We start from the raw sequence: 16,018 nt of genomic DNA, 5'->3' as shown, positions 1-16,018 counted from the left end.
CCGTCCGCCCGATCTTTGCTCACACCGAAAGCATGACCTTGATGGCGCGACGCTCGTCCATGGCGCGGTAGCCTTCAGCGACCTCGGCCAGCGGCAGCTTGAGGTCGAAGACCTTGCCGGGCTTGATCCGACCTTGCAGCACACGGTCCATCAGGTCGGGCAGGAAACGGCGCACCGGCGCCGGGCCGCCCAGCATTCGTTTCTGGCCGAAGAATAGTTTTTGGCCGTCGAAGTTCACGCCATGCGGCACGCCGACATAGCCGATGGTGCCGCCGGGGCGGGAGCAGGCCAGCGCCTGGTCGAAGGATTCTCCCGTGCCGACGCATTCCAGCACGGAGTCCGCGCCGACGCCCTTGGTGAGTTCCTTGATGAGGGCCACGCCTTCCTCGCCGCGCTCAGCGACGATGTCGGTGGCGCCGAACTCGCGGGCGAGCTTTTGGCGGCTGGCGTGCCGGCTCATGGCGATGATGCGCTCGGCGCCCATCTCCTTGGCCGCAAGCACGCCCATCAGGCCGACCGCACCGTCGCCGACCACCACCACCGTCGATCCTTCGCGGACCTCGGCTGCGTCGGCCGCATACCAGCCGGTGCCGAGCACATCGGACACCGCCAGCAGGTCAGGGATGAGTTCGGCCGGCGGCACCTCGGCGGTGGCGACCAGTGTGCCATCGGCCAAGGGTACGCGAGCGTAAGGCGCCTGCGCGCCCGACATGAACTCGCGCTGCACGCAAGACGACTGGAAGCCGAAGCGGCAATGCGGGCAGGTATTGTCCGAGAGGCAGAATGACCCGACGACGAACTGGCCGGGGCGGACCGTGCGCACCTCTGCGCCGACCTCGACGACGATGCCGCAATATTCGTGGCCCATATGCATCCGCCCGGCGACCGGCTGCAGCCCGCGATAGGGCCACAGGTCCGAGCCGCAGATGCAGCTTGCCGACAGCTTGATGATGGCGTCCGTCGGCCGCATGATTTTCGGATCGGCGATTTCCTCGCAGCGGATGTCGCCCGGTTTGTGAAGAACGGTTGCAAGCATGTTGGTTCCTTTCGAGGGGAGAGATCAGCCGCCGTAGTCGGCGTCGCTGACATGTTCCAGCCAGTCCACGACCTTGCCATCCTTGACCTCCTGGAGGGCGATGTGGGTCATGGCGGTCTGAGGCGACGCGCCGTGCCAGTGCTTTTCGCCGGGCGCGAACCAGACGACGTCGCCTGGACGGATTTCCTCGACCGGACCACCCTGGCGCTGCACGCGGCCGAGGCCGGAGACGACGATCAGCGTCTGGCCGAGCGGATGCGTGTGCCAGGCGGTGCGGGCGCCGGGCTCGAAGGTCACCTGTGCGCCTTGAACCCGCTCGGCGTCGAAGGGATTGAAGAGCGGATCGATCCGCACCGTTCCGGTGAACCAGTCAGGTGGTCCCTTGCCGGAAGGCCTGGTGCCGGCGCGAAGAATGTCCATGGTGATCTCCTTTGCGTCCTCAAATGCGTTCGATGCGAAGCGGGAATTTGCCGCGAATGTGCAGGGCCTGCTCGCCCTCGTCGAAGCGGCCAAGCCTGATCAGCCCGGGATGGCGGTAGTCGGCGTAGAACATGGCCAGGTTGCCCCAGGGCATGAAATAGCACAGGTCGTAGGGCTGCTCGTCGGCGAACGGACCGCTTCCCTCCTCGGTCAGCTTGCGTGGCAGATAGGCGATCTTCTCGTTATGGGGCGTAGTCCTCGATCTCGAGGTCGAGCGGCAGCATGGAGAAGAAGTCGCGCGCCGAGGGATTGTCGTAGAGCGTGGCGGTCATGGTGCGGCCGTTGAAAACCATCCTGATCTTCATGTCGGTGGGCTCCTGGCTGACGGGAGATTGGCCTTCCTGGCTGGCGGCTGTGCGAGGCAGGGCCGCCACCGCGAGCGCGGCGCCGAGCAATGTCCGGCGGCTGAGCGGCGCACGTTCGATCGTCATGGCAAAGACCTCCGGGCCATATACGCTGCGGCAAGGGCGGCGAGCGCCGATCCGCAGAGCAGCACCGCGCCCAGAGTGAACGGTCCCCACCAGCCCACCGTATCGAACAGCGTGCCGCCGATCGCGGCGCCGCCGGTGATGGCGAGCTGGATGACGGCTACCTGCAACCCGCCGCCGGCCTCCGCGTCGTTCGGCAACGTTCGGCTGAGCCACGTGCCCCAACCAACCGGCGCGGCCATGCCGAAGAAGCCCCAGGCAACGAGCAGCAGCGCTGTGGGACCCGGGAGTGCACCGAAGGCGATGAGCGCGGCGGCCAACGCAGCCATGACCAGCGGGATGACGGTGAGGATGCTGAACAGACGCGTGCGCAAAAGCCGGCCGACGCACCATGTGCCGAGCACCCCGGCCAGCCCCATCGCCAGCAGGACCGCCGAGAGGGCGGCGATGTCGAGCCGGGTGACGTTCTCGAGGAAGGGCCGCAGATAGGTGAAGAGCGCGAACTGGCCCATGAACAGCATCATGATCGACGCCATGCCGGTGGCGACGGGAAGACGGCCGAGCAGCGCCAGCGGATTGCCGGCACGCTTCCTGCGGCGCGGCGGCAGCGGCGGCAGGCTTGTCCACTGCCAGGCCAGCGCCAGGAGACCAAACGGCACGACGAGGAAGAAAGCGCCGCGCCAGCCGACATAGGCGCCAAGAAAACTGCCCAGCGGCGCGGCGATGGTGGCCGCAATGGCATTGCCGGCGTTCAGCATGGCGAGACCCTTCGGAACCATGTCTTGCGGCACGAGGCGCATGACGATCGCGGTCGACATCGACCAGAACCCGCCGATCGCGATACCGAGCAGCGCCCGGCCGACCATGAGCAACGCGTAGTTCGGCGCGAAGGTGACAGCCAGACCGGACACGATGAGGAGGAGGGTAAAGCCGGTCACGACCAGTCGGCGGTCGATGTGGCGCGTGAGGCCGGCGACCAGCAGGCTGGTCACGACGGCGAAAGCGCCCGAAATCGAGATCGCCTGTCCCGCCCGGCCCTCGGTGATGCCGAGATCGGCCGCTAGCGGCGACAGCAGGCTGACCGGCATGAATTCCGACGCGATGAGCACGAAAACACACAGCGCCATCGACAACACCGCGCCCCATGCGGCGCGGTTTTCAACAAGCCTTGTGTCGTACGTGGTTTCCATGATTGGCATCCTGGCAAAGCGACCGGACGGATCAGCCGCCAATCCCCATCGCTGCTGGAAGATATTGCAGGGGAACCCATTTAAGTAGACTAAGCAATCCGCATGGACTTATCTGCTCATGATATGAATGTCCGATGGGAGGTGCCCTGTGCAACGCGATGGCATGAAGGACCTGCTCTGGTTCGTGGCGGTCGCCCGGGAGCGCAGCTTCACCAGGGCGGCGGCCAAGCTCGGAACCTCGCAGTCGACCCTGAGTTCGACAATCAAGGAGCTTGAAGCTCGTCTTGGCGTCCGCCTGCTGACGCGTACGACACGGAGCGTCTCTCCGACCGACGCCGGCGAGCGACTTTTCCAATCGCTCGTTCCGCGCTTCGAGGAAATCGAATCCGACCTCGCAAGCCTGGTGGCGTTTCGCGACAAGCCCTCCGGAACGGTCCGTATCACCCTGTCCGACCATGCGCTCCAGACGACCGTCTGGCCGAAGCTGCAGCCCTTGCTCAGCGACAATCCCGACGTGCGCGTCGAGCTCTACAGCGACAACGGCATGAAGAACATTGTGGAGGAGCGCTTCGACGCAGGCGTGCGGCTTGGTGAGAGCATCGACAGGGATATGATCGCAGTGCGCATCGGACCCGATTGGAGGCTCGTGGCCGTGGCTTCGCCGGACTACTTTTCCCGCCATCCGGTTCCGACCGCGCCCCAGGACCTGGTCGACCATGACTGCATCAATATGCGGCAGGCGACGTTCGGCGGATTATATGCCTGGGAATTCGCCAGGGATGGCCGCGACCTTCGTGTGCGGGTGGAAGGCCAACTCACCTTCAATTCGTCCATTCCCATGATCGAGGCTGCGACAAGCGGTTTCGGGATCGCCTATGTCCCGGAAAACCTCGTCAGCCACCACATCGCCGAGGGACGCCTCAGGCTCGTGCTTGACGACTGGAGCCCGCCATTTGCCGGCTATCACCTCTACTATCCGAGCAGGCGACAGCTCTCCCCTGCGATGGCGGTGATCATCGACGCGCTCCGCCATCGCATCTGACAACTGTTTGGATCATGAAGCTGAGCTTAAATGGCAGGTTCTACCGCCAGGCTCTTTGATTTCTACGCTACGGAAGCTGCTTTGCGCCTGGTTCCTGTCATCCAGGTGGCCTTTGGCATGCTCCTGAAACTGCCGGTCTGTTTAGGTCGCAGCAATGTCCATGACGGGTGGATTCGAACAGGCCCGCCGCGCCCATCAGCCCATCGCCCATCGCGGGAGGCTGCGGGTGAACTCGACTTTGGGTCGCGATGCCGGAACAGATAACTTTCGATCCGAGACAGACGATACTTCTAAATCTGATATCCGGTTGCTGAAATTGTGCGACAGTGCCTCATCCGATTCGGAAGGGTGACTGGACGCATACAATGTACGTGGTGCGGGAAACTCTCGATGATCTACTCGGCGTAGTCTACCGAAGATTACTGAGAAGTCGTAATCGCTTGAGCCCTACCAAGGGACCAAACCGAGAGGAAACTGGAGTTCTACTAAAACTGGCGAATCCTAGAAATAGGTTCAGCCGGACTGAAGAAAGGGCAACACTTTTAAGCTGTCTAGGTGAGACGCTTTGGTACCTATCAGGGTCAGACACTCTCGATTTTGTCGAATACTACATACCAAAATACCGCGAATTCTCGAAAATTCCGCAGGAAGCGACTTCCACCACCGGCGCGTACGGACCGCGGCTCTTCGCAGGAAAACCTAACCAAATCAAACGGATCATTGACATGCTCAATGATCCGGACAAGCGCAGCACGCGCCAAGCAGTCGTCCAGATTTTTGACCAAGCGGACTTGGGGGAGAAGGATGTTCCCTGCACGTGCACGGTCCAGTTTTTCGCTCGGGGAGACTACCTTCATTGTCAAGTTTCCATGCGCTCCAACGACGCCTATCGCGGCTTGCCGCACGACGTGTTTGCATTCACCGTGCTCCAAGAACTGGTCGCCCGCAGTACCGATCTTGAAATCGGTACCTATAGCCATTCAGTAGGAAGCCTTCACCTCTACGACAGGGAAGAGGCGAGGGCCAAAAAATATATCGCCGCTGGCTGGCAGGATACGATTGGGATGCCGCCGATGCCGAAAGGGGATCCGTGGAGTTCGGTCAGATGGCTGCTGAATATGGAACGCCAAATTCGAGAAGGGGCGACCGTTTTGGGCCGAACAGACGGAATAGACCCATATTGGATCGATTTGGCTCGGCTCCTTCTTGTAAAGAGACTGTTCGATCAGAAGGACCATCGCGGTGTCGTCAAACAGAAGAATCTGATGTCCTCGACTGTCTACGACGCCTTCATCCGAGGGAGGGAGGCAGAGCTTCCACAAGCATTCATACCCCAGCCTGATATTCCTGGGCTTGTTGTAGGGAAGGAAAAGCAGAGTTGAGCGCCGCGGAGCATCTAAGGATCGCTACCTTTCAGCAGGTACTACACGAGATCAACAACAACACCGTTCCTTTGCCTGGTCTCGCAACGGAGGATCAGTATAACTGTCTTGCTAAGCAGCTTGTTGACAGCCGGCGACGAATTGAGTTCGTTTTTCACATCCGTGACGGGCAGCACCATCCTTCGCGTGCCGACCCTGCTTCCGGCATGTTCGATCCGCTCAAAGCTGCAGTTCTCCACCTGCGCGCCGGCCGACGCGACGAAGCGTATTGGCTCGTATTCCTTGCTACTCATTTCGGGAAACATCAGGCCGACGGATGGGAGCTTACCCGGCAGATATACGGAAAAGTAGGAGGACCAAGCCGTTGGGACTGGGCCGCAATATCTCAGAATCCTGGAGCTTTCCGACCTTGGCTCGCCGTCAATGAGCAACTGCTTCGTATATGGCGCTTTAGCAACCATCGGAAGTACGAGAGCCTAAGAGCAGACTCGACAAAGGGTACAGCAAGAGTGTTCGAGACCTATGTTGCGTGGGTCGGTCCACCTCGCACCCATGCGGGGATGATCCATGACCTGCACGTCGAGGTTGGGCAGAACCCACAGGCGGTATTCGACAAGATGTATCGCTCAATGGATGACGTTATGCGCTTCGGTCGTCTCGGCCGCTTCGATTTTCTCACAATGCTTGGTAAGCTCGGTATTGCACCGATTGAGCCTGGCTCGGCCTATCTCTGGCACAGCGCTACTGGACCACTTCGCGGCGCTCGTCTGTTGTTCGGCGGAGCAGCAAATGCGAATTTGCGCGCCTCAGAACTGGACGACTTGCTGCTCCAGATCGACGCGAAGTTGAAGGTAGGGATGCAGGCATTGGAGGATAGCTTGTGCAATTGGCAGAAAAGTCCTGCGCAACACCTGCTATTTCGAGGATAGCTTCGTATCACACTGAGACCACTCATAACGACGCTTTAGCGTGTTGAACTGGCCTCGGCCAAGCTGACCTGAGTGCTGTAATTGCCCTACAAGAACTCCGGGTGAGATGCCGATCTGCACTGCCAAACGAATGATGTCGTTGGCTCGAAATCGGATCTTTTCAAGCGAGCCTTTGAACTCCAAAGGTATCAGGGTGCGCTCGGCAAATTCGTTGGCCTCTTTCTCTTCCTTCTCAGCGACCTCGCTTCCATCTTCGAGAAACAGTGCATCCTTACCGTGCAGCAGAAGGTGGCCAACCTCGTGAAAGAACGTGAACCAGAAATGGTCATCTGACTTGTAGCGAAGCGTCAAGGCGATAAGCGCCTTCGTCGCTGAAAGGAAGCGTGTGGCGCCGCTTGCCCTGCATCCCGTGGGAGCCGGAGCGATTACGAGCGCAACACCGCATTCGGCACACAGTGCCTGCAAAAGTGGGATGAACTGCCATGGATGTTTCCGACGTGTCAAAGCACGCATCTCGGTCACCTTTAGCTTTAGGAGGGCAGGGTTCCAAAGCGCACATGGGATGAACTCACTCTGAAGCTCCGACCAGCGAAGCCATACTGCTACGGCTCCCGGTCTTGATTCGTAGGTGGGCGATGTTCGGAATGAGACTGCCGCTATGTCCTGTCCGTATCGGGCCTGCCATGAGACCTTGTCATCAACTCCGAAAAAATGCAGGAGAGTCGCGGCCAAATCCTCCTTGGCTGGTGCTGGAACCCAGCCAAATTTCACCATGTCCTTGACCGGAAATTGCGCCAGCCAAGTCTGCTGTTCTACCGTCTTCCTTCCCACAGTCCGTTCAAAATCAGCTCGGTAAATATGCTCTAGCTTCAACCAAAAAGAAGCTGATGAACCCACGGCCTTACTCAGGCGTTGCGCCAACGATTCGTCGATCTCTGTCTCCCCGATCAGAAGCCTATCTGCCTCCGGTTCAGGAAGATCGATGTGGGTGGCAAACGTCGCTAACGACATGCCGTGTTGATCCATAATGCGTGCGATTGTAGACCCAGGCGGATGCGTCCAATCGGGAGTGAAGGAGTCAGTTCTATCGTTCATCCGAGATGTCCATGATCTTTATCCGACTGACCTTGCCCCATAGGATCGCCTGGGAAGCATCCATCGGCGGGGTCGTGTGGTTCACTTGTATTTTCAGAAACACCCCAGCGGTCACTTGAATGGATGTTGACTGGCCGAGCCCTTTGGTGGGTGTCATATCGACATCCGGAAGGTCGTCAATGCAATCCGCAGCACGCAACTCAGCCAGAAGCGCCATAAGCGCTTTTGCCACATCCAGCCCAAATTCATCTTCCATTGCTATCGACGACTCGCATAGCCTTCGAAGCGCGATGCGATTGAAAGCTAGCTCCATTCGCTGCCTATTATTCCGATACCAAGCGACTCAAAATTAGCTTTGAGTGCAGTTTGCTTTAATGCGGCTACTTTGCAATCAAAACGATCAATTGCTGGACGCCAGTAGAGTCGCAACCAATTTCACAGAATATGGGATTATCGAGAATGAAAGATCTTAGCCTTCAGGCGATCTGTGAAGGAATGATAGCGATTCGTCACAACGCGTCTGAACTCCTAAAAGACGCGGAGTTACTTTACCAAAACAGCAGGATAAGCAGATCCTACGCTCTTTCGTATGTGGCTTGCGAAGAGGCCGGCAAGCTATCCATCCTTTTGGGCGCCGCCACTCAGATCGTTCTCGGCATTCCTGTCGACTGGAAGGTCACGGGAAAGCGCTTCAGATCACATGACTCGAAAGCAAGTCAGTTCATGGGATTGGCCAGCGCCGTGCCGTTGATCGAAGAGGCCGTAGCAGCCGAGAAAAAGGCCATCGACGTTGAAGACCTATTTATGAAGGCCGCCGCCGGAGTTGCTGTAGGGCCAGCTCTGTTCAGATATCGCAACGCTTCGATGTATTGCGATTTTGAGGACGGTTCATTTGTTACACCAGATGAGCGAATAAATGCTTCGATGGCTGAGCAGATGATTAAGTTTGCCAAGCAGCAAATTACTGCGGCCAATGTGCTGCTCGCCAGCTCAGCTGAAGAGACCGCAGCGAATATCGCCAAGCGAACGCGGCGAGATCGGTATGAATTGGTAATGTCGCTGGTAAGCAAGTTTGCGCAATCGCCTATGCCGCCCCGTCGTTGAGCAGGCCGGTTGCCATGACAACCTGCGGGTTCGTTTGACGCCTCATTTCCGCTTGCCATCCCAAAATTCTCATCCTAGTCTCCCGTTGAGAAAACCTTTTCTCAAATTCCGCAGCATCTTCCATCCACCCACATGGACACGCCACGGCCCAGTAAGAGAAAACCTTTTCCCAACCGAGGACTTACACCCGCACCATGGCCCCCGACACGTTGCCACCACCCGCCAAGACCCCCATCACCCTGCGTGAAGTGGCGGCGATGGCTGGCGTCAGTGTGGCCACGGCCTCGAAGGCGCTGAACGGGCAGGGGCGGATGACGGCCGAGACGCGGCAGCGCATTCGCGAGACGGCGCAGCGGCTCGGCTTTCGCCCCAACAGCCTGGCGCAGAGCCTGCTGCGGCGGCGCTCCTTCACCGTCGGCCTGTTGACCAATGATACCTATGGCCGCTTTTCGCTGCCGGTCATGTCGGGCATTTCGGATGCGTTGGTCGACGCCGGTGTCTCGGTGTTCATGTGCAATGTCGAGGACGACCCGCGGCTGGCGCAGCTGCATGTCGAGGCGATGCTGGACAAGCGCATCGACGGCATCATCGCCAGCGGCAAGCGCATCGACCGCCATCTGCCGGTCGACCTCGCCAATCTCGGCGTGCCCGTCATCTACGCCTTCAGCCAGCCCGATCCCGGCGCCATCGCCTTCGTCTCCGACGATGCCGGCGGAGCGCGGCTGGCGGTCGAGCATTTTTGCCGGCTCGGGCGTCGGCGCATCGCCCATGTCAGCGGACCGCCAAGCTTCTCCGTGGTGCATGAGCGGGCACAGGCTTTTTGCGACGTGCTGGCCGAGAACGGTCTGCCGGCGACCCAGCCCTTGCTCGGCTCGTGGTCGGAAGCCTGGGGGCATGAGGCGGTGGGCAAGTTGTTCGACGGCCCAACGCTCTTCAACAAGAAGGGAGAGAAACCCGACGCCGTGTTCTGCGGCAACGACCAGATCGCGCGCGGCGTCATCGATGCGCTGCGCGAGCGCGGCTTGGGCGTGCCTGGCGATGTCGGCGTCATCGGCTTCGACAATTGGGAGATCGTGGCCGAGGCGACCCGCCCGCCGCTGACCTCGGTCGACATGAACCTGGCAGCGCTCGGCCGCGAGGCCGGCCTCACACTGCTTTCGCTCGTCGGCGGCCAACCCGCCGCGCCGGGCATTCGAAAACTGCCGTGCCGGCTGGTGGTGCGTCAGTCATGCGGCCGTCCATTGGGCGGCTAGGAGAACGCGCGGCGCGATCTGCGCCGCAACAGGGAGGAGGAGAAAACCATGAGGAGGAAAACCATGAAGACCATGATTACCGGGTTCGCGCTCGCCGCGAGCATCATTGCCTTGCCTGCGATGGCCGCCGATACCGCCAACATCTGGGTGCGCGCCGACGGCTCGAACTTCATGCCGCGCATCGTCGATGCCTTCAACAAGGGCCATGAGAACCAGGTCAAGCTCGACATCATTCCCAATGCCGAGATCATCCCGAAATATGGCGCCGCCGCCGCCGGCGGCACGGCGCCCGACGCGCTGTCGCTCGACCTGATCTACACGCCGTCCTTTGCCGCCGCCGGCCAGCTCGAGGACATCACCGACTGGGCGAAATCGCTGCCCTATTTCGCCAGCCTGTCGCCGGCGCATGTCAAGACCGGCACCTACAAGGACCACATCTATGGGCTGCCGTTCTCGGCCGACGCCTCGGTGCTGATCTGGAACAAGAAACTGTTCAAGCAGGCGGGTCTCGATCCCGACAAGGGGCCGGCCAACTGGGCCGAGATCGAGGCCGATGCCGAAAAGGTCAACGCGCTTGGCGGCGACATCAAGGGCTTCTACTTCTCCGGCAATTGCGGCGGCTGCAACATCTTCACCTTCACGCCGCTGATCTGGGCCTCGGGCGGCGACATCCTCTCCGAGGACGGCTCGAAGGCGACGCTGGACAGCCCGCAGCTGCGCGGCGCCATCGACCTCTACCGCTCGATGGTCAAGAAGGATCTGGTGCCGGCCGGCGCGCAGACCGACACCGGCGCCAACTTCTTTGCCGCCTTCGCCACCGGCAATATCGGCATTTCGCCGTCCGGCGCCTTCGCCATCGGTGCGCTCAACACGCAGTATCCGGATATCGACTATGGCGTCACCTTCCTGCCGGGCAAGGACAGCGGCTGGTCTTCGTTTGCCGGCGGCGACAATTTCGTCGTCACCAAGGGCACCAAGAAGCTCGCCGTGGTGAAGGAGTTTCTCGACTTCGCCTATTCGCTCGAAGGCCAGACCATCCTGGCCAAATACGGCAGCCTGCCGGTGCGCGGCGACATCGCCAAGGAGGCGCTGAAGGATCTCGATCCGCGCTACCAGATCGCCGCCGAAGCCATGGCCAAGGGCCGCACGCCCTATTCCGTGGTGTTCAACGACCTGATCAACTCGGCCAACGGTCCGTGGACGCAGATGATCAACGAGGTCGTCTTCGGCGACGACGTCGATGGCGCCATCGCCAATGCACAAGAGACCATGCAGTCGATCATCGACCAGGCGCCGCAAAAGTAAGCGGCGCCGCCCCTACCTCCCCCTCGAGGGGAGGTCGGACCGCAGGTCCGGGTGGGGTCGTTCCGGCAGTGCTCGACGTTCTTTTTCGTCGGCGCACTGCGCGGAGGACCCCACCCCCGGCCTGCGGCCGGACCCTCCCCTCGAGGGGGAGGGGGATCACCGCACCCGGAGCCCACGTATGACCATCACCACCACCCCGCCACGCGCCAGAAAACTGGTCGGCGCCGGCCGCCGGCAGTGGATCGGCCTGCTCTATGTCGCGCCGGCCGTGGCGCTGGTCGTCGTGTTCTTCATCATTCCGCTCGGCATGACGGCCTGGATGTCGCTGCACAACTGGCCGCTGATGGGCGAGCATTTTTACATCGGCTTCGACAATTACCGGGCGATCCTGCGCGACAACCGTTTCTGGAACGCGCTGAGCTTCACCGCCTACTACACCGTGATCGTCACCATCGTGATCTTCGCCGTCGCCTTTCCGCTGGCGCTGTTCATCGAAAAGCCCAGGCAGCTGACCGGCTTTTACCGGACATCCTTCTTCATGCCGGCGGTCGTCGGCTTCGCCTCGGCCAGCCTGCTGTGGTCGTGGCTGCTCAATGTCGATTCCGGCCTGTTCAGCCCGGCCGCCTACGATTTCGGCCTGACCGGGAAAAAGTTCAACCTGCTGGCGACGTTCCAGCCGGCCTTCTGGTCGATCATCGCCATGGTCGTCTGGAAGGTGGCGGGCTTCACCATGATCATCCTGATGACCGGCCTGCAGTCGATCCCGACCGATCTGCAGGAAGCGGCGATGATCGACGGGGCAGGGCCGTTCGCGCGCTTTCGCGCCATCACCCTGCCGCTGATGCGCCGCACGCTGGCGCTGGCGCTGATCCTGTCGATCGCCGGCTCGATCCTCGCCTTCGACCAGTTCTACATCATCCTGCGCGGCGGCCCGCGCAACCAGACGCTGACCGCCGTCTACTGGATTTTCAACCAGTCCTTCGTCTCGTTCAAGCTCGGCTATGGCGCCGCTTTGTCGATGATACTGCTCGCCATCCTGGTGGCGCTCAGCCTGGTTCAGCTGTGGCTGCTGCGCAAGCCGGAGGGCATCGACTAATGGCGCAGGCAAGAAGCCGCAGCAGCCGCCTCTGGCTCAGGATCGCCGAGCATTCGACCGGCATGATCGCCTCAGTGCTGTTCATCGCGCCGATCGTCTGGGCCGTGCTGTCGACCTTCAAGCCGGCGCAGGAGGCGCGCCAGCCGCCGCTGCCGCCATGGCCGACGACCGGCTTCTCGGTCGAGAACTATCGCACGCTCGACACCTTTGGCGACGGCCTCTGGCTGCCGGCGCAAAACAGCCTCTATGTCGCCTCGATGACGGTGATCCTGTCGGTCGTCGTCAGCGTGCTGGCCGGCTATGGCTTTTCGCGCTTCCGCTTTCCGATGAAGGATGTGCTCTTCATCGTCATCCTGTCGACGATCATGATCCCCTTCCAGTCGATCCTGACGCCGATCTTCCTGGTGCTGACCAAGGTCGGCCTGCACAACACGCTGACCGGGCTGGTCCTGGTCTACACCACGCTGCAATTGCCGTTCTCGATCTTCATGATGCGCAACGCCTTCGACGCGGTGCCGCGCGAGATCGAGGAGGCCGCGCGCATGGACGGCGCCAACAACGTCACCATGCTGCTCAAGGTGATGCTGCCGCTGGTCTGGCCGGGCATCGTCACCATCGCGCTGTTTGCCTTCCTCGGCGCCTGGAACGAATTCCTGGCCGCCCTGGTGCTGATGACCGACCAGTCCAAATTCACGCTGCCTATCATGATGACCGCACTTCAGTCGGGCCGCTTCGGCGCCATCGACTGGGGCGCCGTGCAGGCGGGCGTCACAGTGATGATGGTGCCGTGCCTGGTGCTCTTCCTGTTGCTGCAGCGCTTCTACATCCGCGGCCTGATGGCCGGCGCGGTGAAATGACCCGCCGTGAAATGACCAATATCCAACGGAGTGACACGATGACCGTTCAACCATCCGCCAAGCCCGGCAAACTCGCCTTCCGCCCGCTGCCGGTGCCGCAGGTCGATGTCCGCGGCTTCTGGGGCGACCGTGTCGATGCCGTGGCGTCGCGCACCGCCGACATCCTCTACGAGCGCTGCGTCGAGGCGCGCATGCTGGAGCAGATCGACCCGGACCGGCCCTCGCCGGGCGTCGTCATTCCGTTCCATTCGCCGTCGCCCGACGAGGCTGCCAGCCCCGGCTTCACCGGCTCGACGGTGACGACGCAGATGTTCTGGGACTCCGATTGGGGCAAGACCATCGAGACCGCGGCCTATTCGCTCTACCGGCGCAAGAACGCGGCGCTCGAGAAGAAGATCGATGCCGTCATCGACCTCTACGGCAGACTGCAGCAGGAAGACGGTTATCTCTCCAGCTGGTACCAGCGTATCCAGCCCGGCAAGCGCTGGACCAATCTGCGCGATTGCCACGAGCTCTATTGCGCCGGCCATCTGATCGAAGGCGCGGTCGCCTACTACCAGGCCACCGGCAAGCGCAAGCTGCTGGATATCATGTGCCGCTACGTCGACCATATCGCCGACACCTTCGGTCCGGAGCCGGGCAAGAAGAAGGGCTATTGCGGCCATGAGGAGATCGAGCTGGCGCTGGTCAAGCTGGCGCGGGCGACCGGCGAGCAGAAATACATGGACCTGGCCAGGTATTTCATCGACCAGCGCGGGCAACAGCCGCATTATTTCGACGAGGAGGCGCGTGCGCGCGGCGCCGACCCGAAGGCCTATCATTTCAAGACTTATGAGTACAACCAGTCGCACAAGCCGGTGCGCGAGCAGGACAAGGTCGTCGGCCATGCGGTCAGGGCGATGTACCTCTATTCCGGCATGGCCGACATCGCCACCGAATATGGCGACGACACGCTCAGGGTAGCGCTCGACCGTCTGTGGAACGATCTCACCACCAAGAACCTCTATGTCACCGGCGGCCTCGGGCCATCGGCGCACAATGAGGGCTTTACCAGCGACTACGACCTGCCCAACGAAACCGCCTATGCCGAGACCTGTGCCTCGGTCGGCCTCGTGTTCTGGGCCAGTCGCATGCTCGGCATGGGTCCCAACGCCCGCTACGCCGACATGATGGAGCGGGCACTCTACAACGGCTCGATCTCCGGCCTGTCGCTCGACGGCTCGCTGTTCTTCTACGAGAACCCGCTGGAGAGCCGGGGCAGGCACAATCGCTGGAAATGGCATCGCTGCCCCTGTTGCCCGCCGAATATCGGCCGCATGGTCGCCTCCATCGGCAGCTATTTCTACAGCCTGTCGGACGACGCGCTGGCCGTTCATCTCTACGGCGACAGCACCGCGCGCTTCGACATATCGAACCGGGCGGTCAGTCTGATTCAGACCAGCAATTATCCCTGGGATGGCGCGGTCTCGATCCGGATCGAAGCCGACGCTCCGGTGGCATTCACCTTGCACCTGCGCGTCCCGTCCTGGTGCGGCAAGGCGGCGCTCAAGATCAACGGCGCCGCCGTCGATCTGGACGGCATCACCAGCGACGGCTATGCCGCGATCCGGCGCGAGTGGCGCCAGGGCGACCGGGTCGAACTCGATCTCGAAATGTCGATCGCCCGTCTGTTCGCCAATCCGGAGGTGCGTCAGGACATCGGCCGCGTCGCACTTGCGCGCGGTCCGCTGATCTATTGCGTCGAGGAGACCGACAATGCCGGCCAGTTGCATCGGATCGCTCTGCCGCGAACGGCAAAAATCGAGGCGCATGCCGAGCCGAACCTGCTCGGCGGCATCGTCACGCTTTCGGCACTTGCCAGCAAGGAAGCCCAGGAAAACTGGGAAACCGGGCTCTATCGCACCGATCCGCCGACGGTGAGCGAAACGAAAATCACCGCCGTCCCGTACTTTGCCTGGGACAACCGTGAACCCGGTGAGATGCTGGTCTGGCTGCGGGACGGATGAGTTACAGGCTGACGAACGCCGTCAGCGGCAAATGATCCGACGCAACCCGCGACAGCGGCGTATCATGAGCTTCCACCGACGAGACCATGCCGTGCCGGTTGGCCATGATCCGGTCGAGCGCCAGCACCGGCAGGCCTGAGGGAAAAGTCGGCACCGCCGCCGGCGTGAAACCAAAGGTGGCGTGCAGCGTCTTGAGCGCCGAGCGGTTGCCCAGCCGCCATTCGTTGAGGTCGCCGAGCAGCAAGGTCGGCCTTTCATCCTGGTTGCTCATGATGTCGAGCACGACGCGGGCCTGCTCCGAACGCGAGCGGCGCAACAGGCCGAGATGCGCGGCGATGACGCGCAGAGTGCGCGTTTCGTCGAGGTCGATCTCGGCAACCAGCGCGCCGCGGGGCTCCAGTCCCGGAAGCTTGATCTGATGGACGTCGCGCACCGTGCCGCGCTTGAACAAAAGCACGTTGCCGCGCCAGCCATGGCCCTTGCCGCTTCCGGAAACCGGCACCGGCACAAGCCCTGTTTCGTGTTCGATCCGGGCAAGGTCGAGCAGCCCGGCGCGATCGCCGAAGCGGTTGTCGGCCTCCTGCAGCGCGATGACGTCGGGGCCGATCTCGCGGATGACGCGAGCGGTCCGTTCGGGGTCGAACCTGCGGTCGGTGCCGATGCATTTGTGGACGTTGTAGGAGGCGACCACCATCTGGGCGCCTTCAATGTGCTTGCGCGGCGTCGCGTTCGCCTTGCGCGCTTTCCTGCCGCGGATCGACAGGAGCACTGTTTCAGGAAGGCTGCGTCCGTTTATGTCCATAGGCCTGCGTTCA

Annotated in this window: 15 protein-coding genes and 1 pseudogene; 9 read left to right on the top strand and 7 right to left on the bottom strand. The window is 61.6% G+C overall.

Annotated features, from left to right (window positions below):
- Positions 1 to 19: 19 nt before the first annotated feature.
- From NKH22_RS26910 to NKH22_RS26895, 4 genes and pseudogenes are all read right to left on the bottom strand, one after another.
- The gene (locus NKH22_RS26910; protein WP_352911706.1) at positions 20 to 1,036 is read right to left on the bottom strand and encodes a zinc-dependent alcohol dehydrogenase family protein; all 1,017 of its coding nucleotides are present in this window, start codon (positions 1,034 to 1,036) and stop codon (positions 20 to 22) included.
- A 24-nt stretch (positions 1,037 to 1,060) separates the two neighbouring features.
- Positions 1,061 to 1,456 (bottom strand): (R)-mandelonitrile lyase, encoded by a 396-nt coding sequence (locus NKH22_RS26905; protein ID WP_023824518.1) that lies wholly within the window; start codon positions 1,454 to 1,456, stop codon positions 1,061 to 1,063.
- Between the two features lie 19 nt (positions 1,457 to 1,475).
- A pseudogene (locus NKH22_RS26900) lies at positions 1,476 to 1,947 on the bottom strand (cyclophilin-like fold protein).
- Positions 1,944 to 3,134: an MFS transporter gene (locus NKH22_RS26895; RefSeq protein WP_031199609.1), complete on the bottom strand. Its 1,191-nt coding sequence runs from the start codon at positions 3,132 to 3,134 to the stop codon at positions 1,944 to 1,946. Before NKH22_RS26895 ends, NKH22_RS26900 begins: the two are co-directional and overlap by 4 nt.
- A 163-nt stretch (positions 3,135 to 3,297) precedes the next feature.
- Here NKH22_RS26895 and NKH22_RS26890 point away from each other — a divergent pair, with 163 nt between their 5' ends.
- From NKH22_RS26890 to NKH22_RS26880, 3 genes are all read left to right on the top strand, one after another.
- On the top strand, positions 3,298 to 4,176 hold the full coding sequence (locus NKH22_RS26890; protein WP_032886666.1) for a LysR family transcriptional regulator: 879 nt from the start codon (positions 3,298 to 3,300) through the stop codon (positions 4,174 to 4,176).
- Positions 4,177 to 4,541: 365 nt separating this feature from the next.
- Complete coding sequence (locus NKH22_RS26885) at positions 4,542 to 5,558, top strand: thymidylate synthase (protein WP_023824522.1); 1,017 nt, start codon at positions 4,542 to 4,544, stop codon at positions 5,556 to 5,558.
- Positions 5,555 to 6,487, top strand: a complete 933-nt coding sequence (locus NKH22_RS26880) for an alpha-glutamyl/putrescinyl thymine pyrophosphorylase clade 3 protein (protein WP_023824523.1) — start codon at positions 5,555 to 5,557, stop codon at positions 6,485 to 6,487. Before NKH22_RS26885 ends, NKH22_RS26880 begins: the two co-directional genes overlap by 4 nt.
- Here the strand turns inward: NKH22_RS26880 and NKH22_RS26875 are convergent.
- Together NKH22_RS26875 and NKH22_RS26870 are read right to left on the bottom strand one after the other, a co-directional pair.
- The gene (locus NKH22_RS26875) at positions 6,473 to 7,582 is read right to left on the bottom strand and encodes an ImmA/IrrE family metallo-endopeptidase (RefSeq protein ID WP_023824524.1); all 1,110 of its coding nucleotides are present in this window, start codon (positions 7,580 to 7,582) and stop codon (positions 6,473 to 6,475) included. The genes NKH22_RS26880 and NKH22_RS26875 overlap by 15 nt on opposite strands.
- Complete coding sequence (locus NKH22_RS26870; protein ID WP_155922436.1) at positions 7,572 to 7,838, bottom strand: hypothetical protein; 267 nt, start codon at positions 7,836 to 7,838, stop codon at positions 7,572 to 7,574. Before NKH22_RS26870 ends, NKH22_RS26875 begins: the two co-directional genes overlap by 11 nt.
- Positions 7,839 to 8,041: 203 nt before the next feature.
- On the opposite strand from NKH22_RS26870, the gene NKH22_RS26865 reads away from it, so the two are divergent.
- The 6 genes from NKH22_RS26865 (at position 8,042) to NKH22_RS26840 (ending at position 15,203) form a co-directional block, all read left to right on the top strand.
- Positions 8,042 to 8,686 (top strand): AbiV family abortive infection protein, encoded by a 645-nt coding sequence (locus NKH22_RS26865; RefSeq protein WP_023824526.1) that lies wholly within the window; start codon positions 8,042 to 8,044, stop codon positions 8,684 to 8,686.
- Between the two features lie 194 nt (positions 8,687 to 8,880).
- The gene (locus NKH22_RS26860) at positions 8,881 to 9,939 is read left to right on the top strand and encodes a LacI family DNA-binding transcriptional regulator (protein ID WP_352911700.1); all 1,059 of its coding nucleotides are present in this window, start codon (positions 8,881 to 8,883) and stop codon (positions 9,937 to 9,939) included.
- Between the two features lie 63 nt (positions 9,940 to 10,002).
- Positions 10,003 to 11,244, top strand: a complete 1,242-nt coding sequence (locus NKH22_RS26855; protein WP_352537609.1) for an ABC transporter substrate-binding protein — start codon at positions 10,003 to 10,005, stop codon at positions 11,242 to 11,244.
- A gap of 178 nt (positions 11,245 to 11,422) precedes the next feature.
- A complete protein-coding gene (locus NKH22_RS26850) occupies positions 11,423 to 12,340 on the top strand; it encodes a carbohydrate ABC transporter permease (protein WP_352911697.1) in 918 nt (305 codons plus the stop codon).
- Positions 12,340 to 13,197, top strand: coding sequence for a carbohydrate ABC transporter permease (locus tag NKH22_RS26845; protein ID WP_023682951.1), 858 nt, complete (start codon positions 12,340 to 12,342; stop codon positions 13,195 to 13,197). The genes NKH22_RS26850 and NKH22_RS26845 overlap by 1 nt, the downstream gene beginning before the upstream one ends.
- Positions 13,198 to 13,235: 38 nt before the next feature.
- Positions 13,236 to 15,203 carry a glycoside hydrolase family 127 protein gene (locus NKH22_RS26840; protein WP_352499217.1) on the top strand — a complete coding sequence of 656 codons (1,968 nt, stop codon included), beginning with the start codon at positions 13,236 to 13,238 and terminating at the stop codon, positions 15,201 to 15,203.
- A 1-nt stretch (position 15,204) separates the two neighbouring features.
- Here the strand turns inward: NKH22_RS26840 and NKH22_RS26835 are convergent, their stop codons facing one another.
- Positions 15,205 to 16,005, bottom strand: a complete 801-nt coding sequence (locus tag NKH22_RS26835) for an endonuclease/exonuclease/phosphatase family protein (RefSeq protein ID WP_023671569.1) — start codon at positions 16,003 to 16,005, stop codon at positions 15,205 to 15,207.
- Positions 16,006 to 16,018 lie beyond the last annotated feature (13 nt).

The organism is Mesorhizobium sp. M1252, from assembly GCF_040318265.1.
Classification (GTDB): domain Bacteria; phylum Pseudomonadota; class Alphaproteobacteria; order Rhizobiales; family Rhizobiaceae; genus Mesorhizobium.
Note: the sequence above shows the minus strand (reverse complement) of the source record. Positions and strands in the feature narration are given on the sequence as shown.

What these genes read in the sequence shown, in the direction of transcription:
- NKH22_RS26865 (WP_023824526.1), top strand. Translation starts at nt 8,042, where the DNA reads ATGAAAGATCTTAGCCTTCAGGCGATCTGTGAAGGAATGATAGCGATT.
- NKH22_RS26885 (WP_023824522.1), top strand. Translation starts at nt 4,542, where the DNA reads ATGTACGTGGTGCGGGAAACTCTCGATGATCTACTCGGCGTAGTCTAC.
- NKH22_RS26860 (WP_352911700.1), top strand. Translation starts at nt 8,881, where the DNA reads ATGGCCCCCGACACGTTGCCACCACCCGCCAAGACCCCCATCACCCTG.
- NKH22_RS26850 (WP_352911697.1), top strand. Translation starts at nt 11,423, where the DNA reads ATGACCATCACCACCACCCCGCCACGCGCCAGAAAACTGGTCGGCGCC.
- NKH22_RS26840 (WP_352499217.1), top strand. Translation starts at nt 13,236, where the DNA reads ATGACCGTTCAACCATCCGCCAAGCCCGGCAAACTCGCCTTCCGCCCG.
- NKH22_RS26875 (WP_023824524.1), bottom strand. Translation starts at nt 7,582, where the DNA reads ATGAACGATAGAACTGACTCCTTCACTCCCGATTGGACGCATCCGCCT.
- NKH22_RS26905 (WP_023824518.1), bottom strand. Translation starts at nt 1,456, where the DNA reads ATGGACATTCTTCGCGCCGGCACCAGGCCTTCCGGCAAGGGACCACCT.
- NKH22_RS26910 (WP_352911706.1), bottom strand. Translation starts at nt 1,036, where the DNA reads ATGCTTGCAACCGTTCTTCACAAACCGGGCGACATCCGCTGCGAGGAA.
- NKH22_RS26855 (WP_352537609.1), top strand. Translation starts at nt 10,003, where the DNA reads ATGAAGACCATGATTACCGGGTTCGCGCTCGCCGCGAGCATCATTGCC.
- NKH22_RS26890 (WP_032886666.1), top strand. Translation starts at nt 3,298, where the DNA reads ATGAAGGACCTGCTCTGGTTCGTGGCGGTCGCCCGGGAGCGCAGCTTC.
- NKH22_RS26835 (WP_023671569.1), bottom strand. Translation starts at nt 16,005, where the DNA reads ATGGACATAAACGGACGCAGCCTTCCTGAAACAGTGCTCCTGTCGATC.
- NKH22_RS26870 (WP_155922436.1), bottom strand. Translation starts at nt 7,838, where the DNA reads ATGGAAGATGAATTTGGGCTGGATGTGGCAAAAGCGCTTATGGCGCTT.
- NKH22_RS26845 (WP_023682951.1), top strand. Translation starts at nt 12,340, where the DNA reads ATGGCGCAGGCAAGAAGCCGCAGCAGCCGCCTCTGGCTCAGGATCGCC.
- NKH22_RS26895 (WP_031199609.1), bottom strand. Translation starts at nt 3,134, where the DNA reads ATGGAAACCACGTACGACACAAGGCTTGTTGAAAACCGCGCCGCATGG.